Origin of the sequence: Pseudomonas gozinkensis, from assembly GCF_014863585.1 — a bacterium.
GTDB lineage: Bacteria > Pseudomonadota > Gammaproteobacteria > Pseudomonadales > Pseudomonadaceae > Aquipseudomonas > Aquipseudomonas gozinkensis.
This window is the reverse complement of record NZ_CP062253.1, coordinates 3,586,588-3,602,607: the sequence shown is the minus strand read 5'-3', so window position 1 is coordinate 3,602,607 and position 16,020 is coordinate 3,586,588. Positions and strand designations below refer to the sequence as shown.

The following is a 16,020-nucleotide window of genomic DNA, read 5'->3' as shown; positions in this document are numbered from 1 at the left end:
ATGAGCATTACTCGTTACGGCACCGGCAGCACCGCCGCTGGCGGTCAGCCTCGTCCATTCGCCCGCGCCGTTGAAGCCGATGGCTGGCTGCACGTTTCCGGGCAGGTGCCGGCGGTGGATGGCGAGATCATTGTGGGCGGCATCGTCGAGCAGACGCACCAGACCATGAAAAACCTGATCGCGATTCTCGAAGAGGCCGGTTATAGCCTGGAAGACGTGGTACGTGCTGGCGTATGGCTGGACGATCCACGGGATTTCAGCAGTTTCAACAAGGTCTTCGGCGAGTACTTCAAGCCTGAACACGCACCGGCCCGGGCCTGTGTGCAGGCGAGCATGATGGTCGACTGCAAGGTCGAGATCGACTGCATTGCGTACAAGAAGAAGGCTTGAGCATTGGCCGCTCCCGCGTAGAGCGTGGGAGCGATTTTTCGCGATAAACTCCCGGCACTTTGAATGGGAACCACTGAAATGACCGAAGACACCATCAAGCGCCGGGCACGCGGTCTGGACCGGGCGTTCGATATCCTCGATTTCCTCAAGGAAATCGGCCAGCCCCTGCGTCCGAACGACATCGCCAACGGCATCGGCAGCCCGAAATCCACGGTCTATGAACTGGTGGCCTCGTTGCTCGAGCGGCGGATTCTGGAGCCGGTGGGCAAGGACGGTCACGTTTACCTCGGTCGTCAGCTGTACTTCCTCGGCCAGGCTCATTTGCGCCACTTCGACCTCAGTCGCGAAGCCGATCATGCGTTGCAGGAGATCGTCAGCCAGACCCGGGAAACCGCGCAGATGTGCCTGCTCAACGGGCGCAAATACACGGTGGCGCTGATGAAGGAGGGCGAACGGCATTTCCGTATTTCTTCCGATATCGGCGAAAACGCGCCGATCCCTTGGACCGCCTCCGGACGCTTGCTGCTGGCGCACTTGAGCGACCAGCAAATCAGCGACCTGATCGACCCCGACGACTTCATTCTGCCGGGTGGCGAACGCCTGCCGATGGAGACGTTTCTGGCGGAAATCCGTCAGGCCGGCATCGACGGTTTCTTCTCCTTCGACAGTGTCGCCGACACCTTCACCCATTGCTTCGCCGCCCCGGTCAAAGACCCTCAAGGCGTTGCCATCTGCACCCTGTGCATCGTCGCCCCGCGCGCCGATGCCAAGACCCATTACAACGACTATCGCCGGGTCTTGATCGAGAGCGCCAACAGCCTCGCCCGGCGAATCAACGAATAACCGCGCCCGCCAGCGGGCGCGACTGTGAGGAGTTCGACCATGACGACTGCCAACAACACTGCTGCCGTGGAAAAGGGCGATGCCGCCCTCGGCGCGCAACTGGTGCGTGACATCAGCCTGCCGGCGCTGGTGCTGCACCGCGAAGCGCTGGAACACAACATCCGCTGGATGCAGAAATTCGTCAGTGACAGCGGCGCCGAACTCGCGCCCCACGGCAAGACCAGCATGACCCCGGCGCTGTTTCGTCGTCAGCTCGACGCCGGCGCGTGGGGCATCACCCTGGCCAGTGCCACTCAAACCCGCGCCGCTTACGCTCACGGCGTGCGCCGGGTGTTGATGGCCAACCAATTGGTCGGCACGCCGAACATGGCGTTGATCGCCGATCTGCTGGCGGCCGACTCGGGCTTCGATTTCTATTGCATGGTCGATCACCCGGACAACGTCGCCGACCTGGGCGCTTACTTCGCATCGCGCGGTGTACGCCTGAACGTGATGATCGAGTACGGCGTGGTCGGCGGTCGTTGCGGTTGCCGCAGCGAGCAGGAAGTCATCGAACTGGCCAAGGCCATCGGCGCACAACCGGCGCTGGCCCTGACCGGCATCGAAGGCTACGAGGGTGTGATCCATGGCGATCACGCCGTCAGCGGTATCCGTGAATTCGCCGCCTCGCTGGTGCGTCTGGCGGTGCAGTTGCAGGACAGCGGCGCGTTCGCCATTGCCAAGCCGATCATCACCGCGTCGGGTTCGGCCTGGTATGACTTGATTGCTGAGTCGTTCGAAGCGCAGAACGCCGGCGGGCGCTTCCTCAGCGTGCTGCGCCCTGGCAGTTATGTCGCTCACGACCATGGCATCTATAAAGAGGCGCAGTGCTGCGTACTCGACCGTCGCAGCGACCTGCACGAAGGCCTGCACCCGGCGCTGGAAGTCTGGGCCCACGTGCAGTCGATGCCGGAGCCGGGGTTTGCCGTGATTGCCCTGGGCAAGCGTGACGTGGCATTCGATGCCGGGATGCCGGTTCCGTTGCTGCGTTACAAGGCCGGTGTGCTGCCGGCGGTGGGCGACGATGTCGGCGCCTGCAAGGTGACGGCGGTGATGGATCAGCACGCGTTCATGACCGTGGCGCCAGGCGTGGAATTGCGCGTCGGCGACATCATTTCCTTTGGCACTTCGCACCCATGCCTGACCTTCGACAAGTGGCGCGTGGGGCTGCTGGTGGACGAGCAGCTGTCGGTGATCGAAACCATGGAAACCTGTTTCTGATGAACACGCTCAGTCCATTGGGTCCGAACACCCCGCGCATTGCCCTGATCGGCGAATGCATGATCGAACTCCAGCAACGTGCCGATGGCAGTCTGCAACAGAGTTTTGGCGGTGACACGCTGAACACGGCGGTCTATCTGTCCCGCGCCATGGGCGACAAGGCGCAGGTCGATTACGTCACCGCGCTGGGGGACGACAGCTTCAGTGACGCCATGTGCCGCAGCTGGGCCGATGAAAACGTTGGTCTGGATCTGGTTCAGCGCTTGCCCGGTCGCCTTCCCGGTCTGTATTGCATCCAGACCGATGCGGCCGGTGAGCGCCGCTTCCTTTACTGGCGCAACGAAGCTGCCGTTCGCGACTGCTTCACCACGCCGGCGGCCGCGCCAATTCTGGCGGCGCTACCGGATTACGACGTGCTGTATTTCAGCGGTATCACGCTGGCGGTACTCGGCGCGCAGGGGCGGGAAAAGCTGATCGAGACCTTGATCGAAGCCCGCCAGCGTGATGCGCGAATCGTCTTCGACAACAACTATCGGCCACGTCTGTGGGCCTCGGTGGAAGAAGCGCGGGCTGCGTATCGCAGCGTGTTGCCCCATGTCGATCTGGCGTTGCTGACAGTGGACGACGAGCAGGCGCTGTTCCATTTCGAGGACTGTGAGGCGGTGTTTGAAGCGTACGCGCAGATCGGCACGCCGGAAGTGGTGCTCAAGCGTGGCGCCGAAGCCTGTCTGATCCGTTGCGACGGGGAAGCGTTTGAAGTCCCGGCGCAGAAGGTCGAGAAGGTGGTGGACACCACGGCGGCGGGGGATTCGTTCAGTGCGGCGTATCTGGCGAGTCGTTTGTCGGGCGCAAGCCCTGCGCAGGCCGCAGATGCGGGGCATCGTCTGGCCAGTCAGGTGATTCAAGTGCCTGGAGCGTTGATTCCGAGATAAGTGGCGGATGGCCGATTGCTGCGCAATCGGTTCGCGAGCAAGCTCGCTCCCACAAAAGAACCGTGAACGACACACAATCACTGTGGGAGCGACGGTGCGACGATTCGACTTGCTCGCGATTGGCCCTGAAGCCAATCACTCAGTCGCGGTAAAACACCTGCACCAGGTGATAACCGAACTTGCTCTTGATCGGCCCGTGCACCGTGCGCAACGGCTTCTTGAAGATCACCGCATCGATCACGCCGACCATCTGCCCCGGCCGTACTTCACCCAGATCACCGCCGCGCTTGCCGGACGGGCAGGTCGAAAATTTCTTCGCCAGCACATCAAACGCTTCACCGTTGGCGATGCGTTGTTTGAGTTTTTCAGCCTCTTCGGCGGTTTTCACCAGAATGTGGCGGGCTTGGGCTTTCATCGTGCAATACCTGTAGCGGGGTGACGGCGGGTCGCGGATTATGCCTCAAGTCACGGATTCTGGCTGATCATCGTGCGGATCTTGCCGGCCAGCTGTTCGATGGAAAACGGCTTGGCGACCATGTCCATGCCGTCTTCGAGGAAGCCCTGGCGTTCGGCGGCTTTCTGTGCGTAACCGGTCATGAACAATACTTTGAGCCCAGGATGATGCTGGCGGGCGATCTCCGCCATTTGCCGGCCGTTCATGCCCGGAAGGCCGACGTCGGTCACCAGCAGGTCAACTCGCAGGTCAGATTCCAGCAACGGCAGGGCCCCTTTGGCGTCTTCGGCTTCATGGGCGCGATAACCCAATTCCTTGAGCAGGTCCATGACCAGCATGCGCACCGCCGGATCGTCCTCGACCACCACCACGGTTTCGCCAGTGGCAACAGCGTGGGTCTCGGTAACCGCTTCGATGACCGGCCGCTCCGGTTCCAGTGCATATAAACGAGGCAAGTACAGGCGCACGCAAGTGCCCTGGCCGGGCAGGCTGTCGAGGCTGACGTGCCCGCCCGATTGCTGGGCAAAACCATAAATCATCGACAACCCGAGCCCGGTGCCTTGGCCGATTGGTTTGGTGGTAAAGAACGGATCGAACGCCTTCGAACGCACCGATGGCGTCATGCCGGTACCGTTGTCGCTGACCGCGAGCATCAGGTAATCACCGGCCTTGACCAGTTCGAGCGTGGTGATGTCGTTACCGTCGAGGTAGACGTTGGCGGTTTCAATCAACAATTCGCCGCCGTCGGGCATGGCATCGCGAGCGTTGATCACCAGGTTGAGTAGAGCGTTTTCCAGTTGACTGACGTCAGTGCTGACCGGCCATACGTTGTCGGCGAGATGCAATTTGAGTTCGATCGGATCGCCTTTGGTGCGGCGGATCAGGTCTTCCAGAGACCGGATCAGTTCGTTGACGTCGAGGGTCTTGCGATCCAGCGACTGGCGACGGGAGAACGCCAGCAGACGGTGGGTCAACGCCGCCGCGCGGTTGGCCGAGGACACTGCCGCGTCGGTGAACCGGCCGATTTCATCGGCGCGGCCACTGGCGATGTAGCGCTGCATCAGATCGAGGCTGCCGATGATTCCGGTGAGCATGTTGTTGAAGTCATGGGCGATGCCGCCAGTGAGCTGGCCGACCGCTTCCATTTTCTGCGCATGGCGCAACGCATCTTCGGCGCGCTCGCGCTCGAACATTTCATTCTGCAAACGCTGGTTGGCCTGGGCCAGTTGTTCGGTGCGCGCACCCACGCGCTCCTCGAGGGTTTCATTGAGGTTGCGCAGGGCTTCTTCGGTTTTTTTACGTTCGGTCTCGTCGATCACAAAGATGTAGAAACCGTTCACCGCACCGTCCGCGCCGTGACGCGGCAGGTAGTTCATCAAGGCGTGCCGCTGACTGCCGTCGCGGTGTGGCGTGTAGAGGCTGAATGAGCAGGGGCGGCCGGCCAGGGCTTCGGCGATGTATGGCGCCCGCAGGAAATAGGCCTCTTCGCCGATCACCTCGCGGATCGTGCGACCGTACAGCTCTTGGGGCGTGAGTCCGTACCAGTCGAGGTACGCGGCATTGTTCAGGCGAAAGCGTTCTTCGTGATCGACATAGCTGATCAGGATCGGCATGGCGTTGATGATCAGTTGCAGCTCGGTCTGGCTTTGGCGTAGCGCCTGTTCGGTGTGCTTGCGCTCGGTCAAGTCCAGGGCGGCGCCGAGAAAGCGCATCGGCCGGCCATGATGATCCTTGTAGCAACGTCCGCGGGCGAACACCCATCGCACCTCGCCGTTGGCTTGCAGTAACCGGTATTCCTCGGCGTACTCGGTGCCGTGGGTGATGCAATGCTTGATGCTGCGGGCAATCAGCGCACGGTCTTCCGGGTGCACGCCATGCAGGTATTCGCTGATGGGCAGTTGACCGGCCATACCCGGATCGATCCCGTGCAATTGGGCGAAATGCGCATCGGCGATGAAGCGGTCTTCGCCGATGTCCCAATCCCAGGTCCCCACCGCATCGGTGGCCGCCAGCGCCAGTTGCAGACGTTCCTCGCTTTCGCGCTGGGCCTTGAGGCTGTCTTCGGAACGTTGCTGTAGCTCCAGGGCGATGCGCCGGCGTTCGTTGGTTTCGATTGCAGTGACCAGAATACCGGCTACCTGCGCGCTTTCATCACGGATCGGACTGTAGGTCAAATCGAGCCAGAAGTCGGACTCCTTGCCATCCCGTTGCAGGGTAAAGCGCCGTTCGCTGTAGGTTCGCACCTGTCCCTGTAGGACGGCGCTGTAAATCGGGTCGGTGAAATCTCGAAGTTCCGGCCATATCTGGTGCGCCGGCTGTCCGAAAGCGTGAGGATGCTTGCTGCCGGCCAGCAGAGCGAAGCCGTCGTTGTAGATCTGGGTCAGTTGCGGACCCCATAACAGCAGCATCGGCATCGGCGAGTGAATCACGATGTCCACCGCGGTGCGCAGGCTCTGTGGCCAGGTGCCGGCAGTGCCCAGCGGGCTGCGGCCCCAGTCGGTTCGGGCAATCAATGCCTGGGCGTCGTTGGTGTTCGGTACAGCGTTCATCACATCAATCCTGGGCGGCGGTCGGTGAGGCGGCGTCTACTATCCTAGTGCGGTAGACGCTGTAAGACCCGTCGCGTCACGACGCACGGTCTTAAGTTCATTGAAAGCTTCGCGGGTGTTTTTGGCCATGGAAATCGACGCACTGCTCAAACAACTGGCGAGCCGTCACGGTTCGGATCTGTTCCTTTCCACCGGTGCGCCACCCAGTGCGCGGTTCGACGGGGTGCTGACACCCTTGAGCGAGCAGCCGTTCAAACCCGGTGAGGTGGCCAGTGTCGCCACCTCCCTGATGGACGCCGAGCAGCGCCGGGAGTTCGAACGGGATCTGGAAATGAACCTGGCGATCTCCCGTACTGGTATCGGTCGCTTCCGGGTCAACATCTTCAAGCAGCGCAACGACGTGTCGATCGTGATCCGCAACGTCAAGCTCGACATTCCTCGATTCGAAGACCTCAAACTACCGCCAGTGCTGCTTGAAACGGTGATGCTCAAGCAGGGGCTGATCCTGTTCGTCGGCGCCACCGACTCCGGGAAGTCTACCTCGCTGGCGGCGTTGATCGATCATCGCAATCGTCACAGCAGCGGGCACATCATCACTGTTGAAGACCCGATCGAGTATATCCACCGGCACAAAAAGTCGATCATCAACCAGCGAGAGGTCGGGGTCGACACCCGCACGTTCCATGCGGCACTGAAAAACACGCTGCGTCAGGCGCCGGATGTATTGCTGATTGGCGAGATCCGCGATCGGGAGACGATGGAGCACGCCTTGGCATTCGCCGAAACCGGGCATCTGGTGCTGTCGACGTTACATGCCAATAACGCCAATCAGGCGCTGGATCGCATTATCAACTTCTTCCCCGAAGAACGGCGGCCGCAATTACTGCACTCGCTGGGCAACCATCTCAAGGCATTTGTTTCCCAACGACTGGTGCGCACGCTCGATGGGCAACGCAGGGCAGCGGTGGAAGTCATGCTGGGATCTCCGATCATTGGTGATCTTATTCGGCGCAATCAATTGGGTGAGCTCAAATCCATCATGGAAAAGTCATCCGAACTTGGGATGCAAACATTTGATGCTGCACTCTATAAGTTAGTAGTGGAACGAGTAATTAATGAAGGCGAGGCTTTGAAATATGCTGATTCCGCTAATGACTTAAGGTTGAAGCTGAAACTTAATCTTGAATCCGACACTGCAAAATCCCCGTTATCAGGTGATTGGGGGTTGGTCGAATAAGGGTTTAAGGAGAATGGCCTGTGTTTTTTTTGTTGATGAGTAGGGTGGTGCGCAACTTTATCTAATATTTTGCCGCTTGATGGATTTTTCCTCGCAAGTAAAGTGCCGGCTCCGTTTAATAAATAGACTGTATTGGAGTGGTTCTTTATGAAAGTTAGAGGTGATGTCAGTCAGGTTGCAGTACGTGATGTGCGTAATTTTATTTCAAGTGGTAAGTTTGATGATGTTGAGCGTGCAAGTGTCGTGGCTTTGATTGAAGTGCTTGTCTCCAATCGCCTAGATCATGATGTTATCGATCTGGAAAATTCATTTTTCTTTATGAAAGAAGGCTCGTCACTTCATACCGTGTGGCAGTCTGTTATTCACATTTTGAAGGCGTTCGTCGAGTCGGAAGCCTTCCAGGAAAAACTGAAGGAGATAGAGGCTCTCGATCATAAGCACGTGTCCGTTACCGCTGGCGGTCGTATGAATGTTGTGACAAAGAATGGAGTTCTGGATATCGCACCAGAACTTCAAGCGGACCCGCTTGATGCTCCTCGCCTGCAAGCATTGGTTGACGCAGCACAGGCAACAGGTGGCGAACTGAAATTCACGCAGTCCGTCAGTGTCGCCCAATGGTTGCGTTTTCACGATATGAAGTTGCCAGGCCGGGTCGGGAGCGCTCACAAGCTTTTGTCCTTTCTCCGGTGGAGCGGATCAGATCCCGATAAGCTCGGCAACTACTGGGAGCACATTCGCGGTCATGATGATAATTCGGTTGTTTTAACTTCTACACAATTTAAAGAGATACGGGCGCTCAAGAGCACACTATCCCCTGGTCGTGAAAAGTTGCTTGGCATGTTGTACAAGAATGTCAAGCTGCCGGATTCCGAAGATCTCGGTTGGGAAAATGCGAACGAAGTCTTGTCGAAATTGGTCACGCACCCTTCGGCGCAAGCGTTGGCAAGAAAGTACGTCGAAGCCCTCGGCTGTTATGGTTCAAACTCAAGCGGCACGCTTGAGCCGGTTGATTTGTCGCAACTGCTGATTACCGTAATTCTGCTTGACCTCTTTCCCAGTATCGGCAGTGAGCAGTCGCGAAATTACATCGGTCCATTCGATATCTACCAGGCTTCGGACTCCGTGGACAAACCAATGAATCTTGTCCGCAACCAGCTTGAACAGTATCTGGTGGCCAATCGAATGGTCTCCGCCAAATTGGTGCCTCTGGCGTCGCATCTATTATTGGCCGACCTTGCTCCTGGCTTTCTGGTCAAGGCCATTCCCGCCGATCTTACAGTGGGGTCTCTCGCTTGGGTCACCTTTTCTCAGGCTGTGGCTTTCGTGGAAACGAAGTCCAAAGGGGCTACTCGTTACATGACTTATGATCAGGTCATGGCGTTTTCGGATATGGATGAACTTAGTGACTCCATGGGCCTGTTGCAGAGCCTGACGGCTATCGATCCAATCATCGATTGGGCATTGATCAACGAAGTCATTAGCCACGAAGAGCTGGAAGACTCGGCAAAGAATGCCAGCGAACGAGCCTTGTCAGCCTACGAGGTTTATGTGAACACCCTGATCCAAAGTACCAATGTGTGGGGCGAAAAGCCGCCGAGCCGAAAGGCTATTGCCCTGGAAGCTCTCAAGGCTGCTGCGCCTGGATGTGACTTTCTTGAGAAGCCATTGCTGAGGCCACATTCGGATCAGTTCAATACGGGCCCGAAGATTTCGATGCTGGACCTGCACATCGAAGACGAACTTCGAAAACAACACTGGGACTGGGGGAAAGACAAAAGTCTCTATTCCGTTTATCCGCAACTGACCCGGATGTTGCCCAATCAACTGATATTCGAGAGCGCGGCGCGAGAGCATCATCAAAAACTGCACAAGGCCCTGTCGACCAATATCAAATTGGCCCTGGCGCGTTTGCCAGAGGATGAGCGCAAGGTTTACGAAATCCACGACATTTCATTTTTCACAGTCCGCCCACCCGTGGGTACGCTTGATTATCCGTCAGCCCATAGTACGGGCCTTGTCGGTGTGAACAACAAGAAACCGATACGGATGGAAACTCAGGCGCAAAGAGATGAGGCGACCGGCCGGTTCGCAGTCATCCTGTATGTTGCCTACGGTGACAACCAGTACCTCTGTCACGAGATGTTCAACTTGCAAGGTGAATTGACAAGAAATGACGAGCTGGGCGAACTGATTCGGAAAGTCGGGCACAAAAAATTTGCTTCCAGAGTGGATTTTTTCGGTCGCCTTGACGAGAAAGTGCCTTCGGCCCATACCCTGAATTACGCGCCTGTTGATCTGGAAAGCTACACTCACGGCTCCACCCCGAGGAAAAACAGGACAAGTGTCGCGGTTATTGAAAAACTGGGTACCCTGGGGGCACCGAGTCAGGAAGAAGAACCGAGAAGTGGCATCTATCAAAACTTCATGAGTCTACGACTCAATGAGATCGCGCAGTTCATAGTCACTCACCGCCCTTTGGCGACGGTCGAGGAGTATACGGAGGCGGTGACCGAACTGACTGCTCGCGAGCAGGCACGGGCGAAGACCGACGAAGTAATTACTTATATCGTCGACTTGGTCGTACCGTTCAAAAAGTGTATTGAAGATATTGCGTCGGGAGACAAGAACAAGCTGGTAGATGGTCTTTACGGCTGCACCATGGATGCAATCAGCTTGCTCTTTACCGCACTGGGTACAACTACCAAATTGCTGAATATCGCTGCCAGAACTGTATCGACCCTATCGAAGCTGACCAGTCTAGGAAAGTACGGATTAAAGTTGGTGGTATCGACATTAAATCCGCTCGATGGACTTCCGACGGCAGGTTTCCGACTGTCGAAGACCCTCTTGAAAAGAGGATTGCGTTTGAGCCAGGACGGCGCAAGGCTTGTCGAACGTGCGGCGTTCCAGCTACGCAGGTTGACGGGCAAGGCTTCTTCTGTCGACTTGCTCAAGTTGGACAGCGTACCTCAGCTCGGTGCAGGGCAATGGCGTCCACGCCGCGACTCTGCCAATGCCGTGGATGTATGTGCTATCGCCCGTGACCGTCAATGGTACGCCGTCAGTCGATTGGGCAGGCCGTGGGGCAAACCGCTCGACTTCCAGTGGAAACAGCCATTCTCTGTTCCAGACGCCATCCATGAACTGCCGTCGAGTTACATCAATCATGTCATTGAGAAAAGCATCGAGATTGCCAATCGCAAGATCGATAACGCGATCGTTGTCTTGACGCAACCGTCGCTCAAGCTCAAAACCGATCCGGCGATTGGTATGTTTTTGGGAACGACACCTCAGCTCCGGGATGATTTGCTCGCGTTTTTGAAAGTCGTAAAGACTGACTTCAATGGCTATTCGGCGAGCAATGTCGTGCTCGATCCTTTGAAGGACCACTCGATAACGTTGAACGTCAAGGACCTGGATTTCAACCAGTGGAAGCGTGCTGCCTTGAGTCGCAAGGCTGATTACAAGTTCCTGGCGATCAACCCTAAAAATCTTAATAGTCGATCGGGTTTTGCGGGCCGGGTTTATGGAGAGATTGCTGACGATTTGATCCACGAGATGTTGCGCGTTGCATCCGCCAGAAAAGATGTTGTGATTGCGACGACGTCGGCGGATGAACATAAAGGTCTGAATGTAACCCCTCTGTTGAATCTCGCCTCAGGCCATTTAAAGGCTTCGACGTCAGAGACAATGTTAGCCAACGCGATCGACAATGCTGACTCCTGTGCGCTGGCAACAGCTCTGCTCAGTCAGGTGGTAACGGATTATGAAGGCTTCTCGGCAAATGTCAGTCTGATGAGAAGTGCGATCTCCGGCAGTGATGACAAAGGTATTGAAACCGAGGTGTGGCTGAATCTGAACACCAGATGAGGAGAGCCGATGGCCTGGCCAATCCGGGTTGTCGATGCTGAACTGTGCTTTCTGATATCAGTCCGCCAACTCTGGCCGATCCCGAAACTGTTCCAGCGCTTCGGGATTGGCCAGCGCATCGGTGTTCTTGACGGGCAGGCCGTGCACGACATTGCGCACGGCCAGCTCCACCACTTTGCCGCTGATCGTGCGTGGAATGTCGGTGACTGCGACGATTTTTGCCGGTACATGCCGAGGCGTGGTGTTGGCGCGGATCACCTGACGAATCTGCTGTTGCAGCGTGTCATCCAGCGCTACGCCTTCCTTGAGGCGTACGAACAGCACCACCCGCACGTCGTCCTGCCACTGTTGGCCGATGGCGACGCTGTCCAGCACTTGCGGGACTTTCTCCACCTGACGGTAGATCTCCGCCGTACCGATGCGCACGCCGCCGGGGTTGAGCACGGCGTCGGAGCGGCCGTGAATCAGCATTCCGCCGTGAGGCAGTTGTTCGGCGTAGTCACCCTGGGCCCAGACGCCGGGGAACTGGCTGAAATAGGATTTGCGCAGCTTCTCGCCATCCGGATCGTTCCAGAGTCCGATGGGCATCGCCGGGAATGGTCGAGTGCATACCAACTCACCTTTTTTGCCGATCACCGGTTGCCCGGCGTCATTCCACACTTCCACCGCCATGGCCAGGCTCTTGCCCATGATCTCGCCCCGGCGGACCGCCGACATCGGGTTGCCGTTGACGAAGCAGGACACGATGTCCGTACCGCCGGACATCGAGGACAGGCACACGTCCGGTTTGAAGTCGCGATAGACGAAGTCATAACTCTGCGGCGACAGCGCGGAGCCGGTGCAAAGCAGGGTTTTCAGGTGGCTCAAGTCGTAGCTTTCGCACGGTTTGATGCCGCTGCTTTCCAGGGTCGCGAGGAATTTCGGGCTGGTGCCGAACACGCTGACCTGCTCGTCGTCGAGCAGCTCCAGCAACCGCTCATTGTCCGGATAAAACGGTGAGCCGTCATACAGCACCACCGCGCTGCCGACCGCCAGTGCCGAGACCAGCCAGTTCCACATCATCCAGCCGCAGGTGGTGTAGTAGAACAACCGGTCGCCGGGGCCCAGGTCGACATGCAGCCCGTGCTCCTTGGCGTGTTGCAGCAACACGCCGCCGGTGCTGTGAACGATGCACTTCGGCACGCCGGTGGTGCCGCTGGAATACAGCACGTACAGCGGATGATCGAACGGCACCGGGACGAACTGCGGCTCATCGCCGGGTTCGTAGAAATCGTCCCACAACGTGACGTTGGCGGATGTCCGGTAATCCGTCGCATGGGCGTGAGGTCGTGCGTAGGGCACGATGATCAGCTGTTGCAGTGAAGGCAGCTGTTCGAGGATTTCGTTGATCTTGACGGTCTGGTCGATCTCTTTGCCGGCGTAACGGTAACCGGCGCAGGTGATCAGCACTTTCGGTTCGATCTGGCCGAAGCGGTCGATCACGCCGTGGGTGCCGAAGTCCGGCGATGAGCACGACCAGATCGCCCCGAGGCTGGTGGTCGCGAGCATCGCCACCAGGGTTTGCCAGGTGTTGGGCATGCACGCTGCGACCCGGTCGCCGAGCACGACGCCGGCCGCTTGCAGGCTGGCCTGGAACCCGGCGACTTGCTGGGCCAGCTCGGCCCAGGTCAACAGTTCACGCTGACCGTTTTCGCCGATAGCGATCACGGCGATGGCATCGTCGCGGCGACTCAGCAGGTGTTCGGCGAAATTTAACGTGGCGCCGGGAAACCATTCGGCCCCCGGCATTTTCAGGCCTCCACGCAAAACGGCGTCCGGTTGGGTGTGAAAGCTGATGCTGAAGAAATCCACGATCGCCTGCCAGAACGCTTCGCGCTGATCGATGGACCATTGGTGCAGGGCCGGATAGTCGTCGAGCTTCAGGTAATGGCGTTGATTGATGAAACGCCGAAAGCCGTCCATGCGGGACCGGGCAATGCGTTTGGCATCGGGCTGCCAGAGAATGTCGGACATGGTTTGCCTCTTATTGTTTGTCAGAAGGCTCCCACGACAGCGTGGGAGCGATCAGTTGCAAGCTTACTGCGCCAGCCACCCGCCATCGATATTCCACGCGGCACCACGCACCTGACTGCCGGCTTCGCTGCACAGAAACAGCACCAGTTCACCCAGATGCGCAGGGGTAACGAATTCCAGCGACGGCTGCTTCTCGGCCAGCAGGTCATGCTGCGCCTGCTGCGGGTCGACACCTTTGGCTGCGCGATCGTCGATCTGCTTCTGCACCAGCGGCGTCAGCACCCAGCCCGGGCAGATAGCGTTGCAGGTGACGTTGCTGGCGGCGGTTTCCAGGCCGACCACTTTGGTCAGGCCGATCACGCCATGCTTGGCCGCTACATACGCGGACTTGCCGGTTGAACCGACCAGACCGTGCACCGAGGCGATGTTGACGATCCGCCCCCAGCCTTTGGCGCGCATGCCCGGCAGGCTCAGGCGAGTGCTGTGAAACACCGACGACAGGTTGATCGCGATGATCGAATCCCAGCGCTCCACCGGAAACTCTTCCACCGCCGCGACGTGCTGGATACCGGCGTTGTTGACCAGAATGTCCACGCCGCCGAACTCGCGCTCGGCGTAGGCGACCATGTCGGCAATCTGCGCCGGGTCGCTGACATCAGCGGGGTGATGGCCGACCTTGCCGCCGAACTGCTCGACTTCGGCGATCACCTTCGACGCATCGCCAAAACCGTTGAGGATCAGATTGGCGCCAGCCTTGGCCAGCGTCAGGGCGATGCCCAGCCCGATGCCGCTGGTGGAACCGGTAACCAGTGCGGTCTTGCCAGAAAGAGTCGTCATCAATACCTCACACAATGCCAGTGGCGTAGAAAGTGCCGATCACCACGAAAACCGCCAGGGTCTTGATCAGCGTAATACAGAAAATGTCCTTGTAGGCCTCACGGTGAGTCAGGCCGGTGACGGCGAGCAGGGTGATCACGGCGCCGTTATGCGGCAGGGTGTCCATGCCGCCGCTGGCCATCGCGGCCACCCGGTGCAGCACCTCCAGCGGAATGTTGGCAGCGTGGGCGGCGCTGATGAATTGCTCGGACATCGCTGCAAGCGCGATGCTCATGCCGCCCGAAGCGGAACCGGTGATACCGGCCAGCAGGGTCACGGTGATCGCTTCATTGACCAGCGGATTGGGAATGCTTTTGAGCCAGTCTGCCAGCACCAGAAAACCCGGCAGCGAGGCGATGACCGCGCCGAAACCGTATTCCGACGCGGTGTTCATCGCTGCCAGCAATGCACCGCTGACGGCACTTTTGCTGCCTTCAGCGAGCTTGCTTTTGATCGCTTTAAAACCGAATGCCAGCACCATCAGGATGCCGACCAACAGGGCTGCCTGCACCGCCCAGATCGCGGTCAGTTTGGCGATTTCGGTGGTAACCGGCGCGGCCATGCCCGGCAGCGCGAGGCTGTGGGTCTTGCCATACCACTGCGGAATCCACTGGGTGAACAGCAGGTTCATGATGCCCACCGCCAACAGTGGCGACAGGGCGATCCACGGGTTTGGCAGTTTCAGGTCTTCGGCGGTTTCCGGTTCGTTGCGCAATTCGGTGCCGTAGCCTTCGCCCGCACGCTGCGCCTTGTTGCGTTGGCGCTGCAGGAACAGCATGCCGGCGCAGAACACGAAAATCGTGCCGATCACACCCAGCCATGGCGCCGCCCACGCGGTGGTGTTGAAGAAGGTGCTGGGGATGATGTTCTGGATTTGCGGCGTCCCGGGCAGGGCGTCCATGGTGAACGAGAAGGCGCCGAGGGCGATGGTTGCGGGAATCAGGCGCTTGGGGATGTTGCTCTGGCGGAACATTTCCGCAGCAAACGGGTAGACCGCGAACACCACCACGAACAGCGAAACGCCGCCGTAGGTGAGCAGGGCGCAGACCAGCACGATCACCAGCATCGCCTGGCGGGTGCCGAGCAGACGAATCGCTGCGGCAACAATCGAGCGGGAGAACCCCGACAACTCGATCAGCTTGCCGAACACCGCGCCAAGCAGGAACACCGGAAAATAAAGTTTGATGAATCCGACCATCTTCTCCATGAACACCCCGGTAAAGGCTGGGGCGACGGCGGACGGGTCAGTGAGCAGGACGGCGCCGAGGGCGGCGATCGGGGCAAAAAGGATAACGCTGTAGCCACGGTAGGCCGCGAGCATCAGCAGCGCGAGGGCTGCCAAGGCGATGATCACACTCATGGTGTGCTCCTTCGATTGTTATTTTTGTGGGTGGAACGGGTGTGGGAAGGGCTATAGCGAGATTTGTGCCAGATGGTTAAGTTATTGAAATAAAAGGAATTAATTTGATTTTTTGTGATGCTTTTCGAGATTTAGTCTCTGTTTTGAGACTTCTCTGACAGGAAGGGCGCTTTCGCGGGCAAGCCCGCTCCCACAGTTGAGCGCATTTCCCTGTGGGAGCGGGCTTGCCCGCGAAG

At 58.5% G+C, this 16,020-nt stretch carries 11 protein-coding genes; 6 read left to right on the top strand and 5 right to left on the bottom strand.

Features of this window, described 5'->3' with window-relative positions; translation table 11 throughout:
* From IHQ43_RS15855 to IHQ43_RS15840, 4 genes are all read left to right on the top strand, one after another.
* Positions 1-390 (top strand): RidA family protein, encoded by a 390-nt coding sequence (locus IHQ43_RS15855; RefSeq protein WP_123586511.1) that lies wholly within the window; start codon positions 1-3, stop codon positions 388-390.
* A gap of 78 nt (positions 391-468) precedes the next feature.
* Complete coding sequence (locus IHQ43_RS15850; RefSeq protein ID WP_192565011.1) at positions 469-1,233, top strand: IclR family transcriptional regulator; 765 nt, start codon at positions 469-471, stop codon at positions 1,231-1,233.
* Between the two features lie 39 nt (positions 1,234-1,272).
* Positions 1,273-2,493, top strand: a complete 1,221-nt coding sequence (locus IHQ43_RS15845) for an amino acid deaminase (RefSeq protein ID WP_192561232.1) — start codon at positions 1,273-1,275, stop codon at positions 2,491-2,493.
* Positions 2,493-3,425 carry a sugar kinase gene (locus IHQ43_RS15840; RefSeq protein ID WP_192561231.1) on the top strand — a complete coding sequence of 311 codons (933 nt, stop codon included), beginning with the start codon at positions 2,493-2,495 and terminating at the stop codon, positions 3,423-3,425. Before IHQ43_RS15845 ends, IHQ43_RS15840 begins: the two co-directional genes overlap by 1 nt.
* A 139-nt stretch (positions 3,426-3,564) precedes the next feature.
* Here the strand turns inward: IHQ43_RS15840 and IHQ43_RS15835 are convergent, their stop codons facing one another.
* Together IHQ43_RS15835 and IHQ43_RS15830 are read right to left on the bottom strand one after the other, a co-directional pair.
* A complete protein-coding gene (locus tag IHQ43_RS15835) occupies positions 3,565-3,840 on the bottom strand; it encodes a peptidylprolyl isomerase (RefSeq protein WP_192561230.1) in 276 nt (91 codons plus the stop codon).
* A gap of 50 nt (positions 3,841-3,890) precedes the next feature.
* A complete protein-coding gene (locus tag IHQ43_RS15830; protein ID WP_192561229.1) occupies positions 3,891-6,428 on the bottom strand; it encodes a PAS domain-containing hybrid sensor histidine kinase/response regulator in 2,538 nt (845 codons plus the stop codon).
* A 127-nt stretch (positions 6,429-6,555) separates the two neighbouring features.
* On the opposite strand from IHQ43_RS15830, the gene IHQ43_RS15825 reads away from it, so the two are divergent.
* Both IHQ43_RS15825 and IHQ43_RS15820 read left to right on the top strand, forming a co-directional pair.
* Positions 6,556-7,665, top strand: coding sequence for a PilT/PilU family type 4a pilus ATPase (locus tag IHQ43_RS15825; RefSeq protein WP_192561228.1), 1,110 nt, complete (start codon positions 6,556-6,558; stop codon positions 7,663-7,665).
* Between the two features lie 147 nt (positions 7,666-7,812).
* The gene (locus IHQ43_RS15820) at positions 7,813-11,535 is read left to right on the top strand and encodes a YbaB/EbfC family nucleoid-associated protein (RefSeq protein WP_192561227.1); all 3,723 of its coding nucleotides are present in this window, start codon (positions 7,813-7,815) and stop codon (positions 11,533-11,535) included.
* 57 nt (positions 11,536-11,592) lie between these two features.
* On the opposite strand, the gene IHQ43_RS15815 is transcribed toward IHQ43_RS15820, so the two are convergent.
* From IHQ43_RS15815 to IHQ43_RS15805, 3 genes are all read right to left on the bottom strand, one after another.
* Positions 11,593-13,548, bottom strand: a complete 1,956-nt coding sequence (locus IHQ43_RS15815) for an acetoacetate--CoA ligase (protein WP_192561226.1) — start codon at positions 13,546-13,548, stop codon at positions 11,593-11,595.
* A 63-nt stretch (positions 13,549-13,611) separates the two neighbouring features.
* Positions 13,612-14,385: a 3-hydroxybutyrate dehydrogenase gene (gene hbdH, locus IHQ43_RS15810; protein WP_192561225.1), complete on the bottom strand. Its 774-nt coding sequence runs from the start codon at positions 14,383-14,385 to the stop codon at positions 13,612-13,614.
* Between the two features lie 7 nt (positions 14,386-14,392).
* Positions 14,393-15,784: a GntP family permease gene (locus tag IHQ43_RS15805; RefSeq protein ID WP_007952055.1), complete on the bottom strand. Its 1,392-nt coding sequence runs from the start codon at positions 15,782-15,784 to the stop codon at positions 14,393-14,395.
* Positions 15,785-16,020 lie beyond the last annotated feature (236 nt).

Coding starts and splice junctions, on each gene's coding strand:
- IHQ43_RS15845 (WP_192561232.1), top strand. CDS start 1,273: ATGACGACTGCCAACAACACTGCTGCCGTGGAAAAGGGCGATGCCGCC.
- IHQ43_RS15850 (WP_192565011.1), top strand. CDS start 469: ATGACCGAAGACACCATCAAGCGCCGGGCACGCGGTCTGGACCGGGCG.
- IHQ43_RS15815 (WP_192561226.1), bottom strand. CDS start 13,548: ATGTCCGACATTCTCTGGCAGCCCGATGCCAAACGCATTGCCCGGTCC.
- IHQ43_RS15835 (WP_192561230.1), bottom strand. CDS start 3,840: ATGAAAGCCCAAGCCCGCCACATTCTGGTGAAAACCGCCGAAGAGGCT.
- IHQ43_RS15830 (WP_192561229.1), bottom strand. CDS start 6,428: ATGAACGCTGTACCGAACACCAACGACGCCCAGGCATTGATTGCCCGA.
- IHQ43_RS15805 (WP_007952055.1), bottom strand. CDS start 15,784: ATGAGTGTGATCATCGCCTTGGCAGCCCTCGCGCTGCTGATGCTCGCG.
- IHQ43_RS15840 (WP_192561231.1), top strand. CDS start 2,493: ATGAACACGCTCAGTCCATTGGGTCCGAACACCCCGCGCATTGCCCTG.
- hbdH (WP_192561225.1), bottom strand. CDS start 14,385: ATGACGACTCTTTCTGGCAAGACCGCACTGGTTACCGGTTCCACCAGC.
- IHQ43_RS15820 (WP_192561227.1), top strand. CDS start 7,813: ATGAAAGTTAGAGGTGATGTCAGTCAGGTTGCAGTACGTGATGTGCGT.
- IHQ43_RS15855 (WP_123586511.1), top strand. CDS start 1: ATGAGCATTACTCGTTACGGCACCGGCAGCACCGCCGCTGGCGGTCAG.
- IHQ43_RS15825 (WP_192561228.1), top strand. CDS start 6,556: ATGGAAATCGACGCACTGCTCAAACAACTGGCGAGCCGTCACGGTTCG.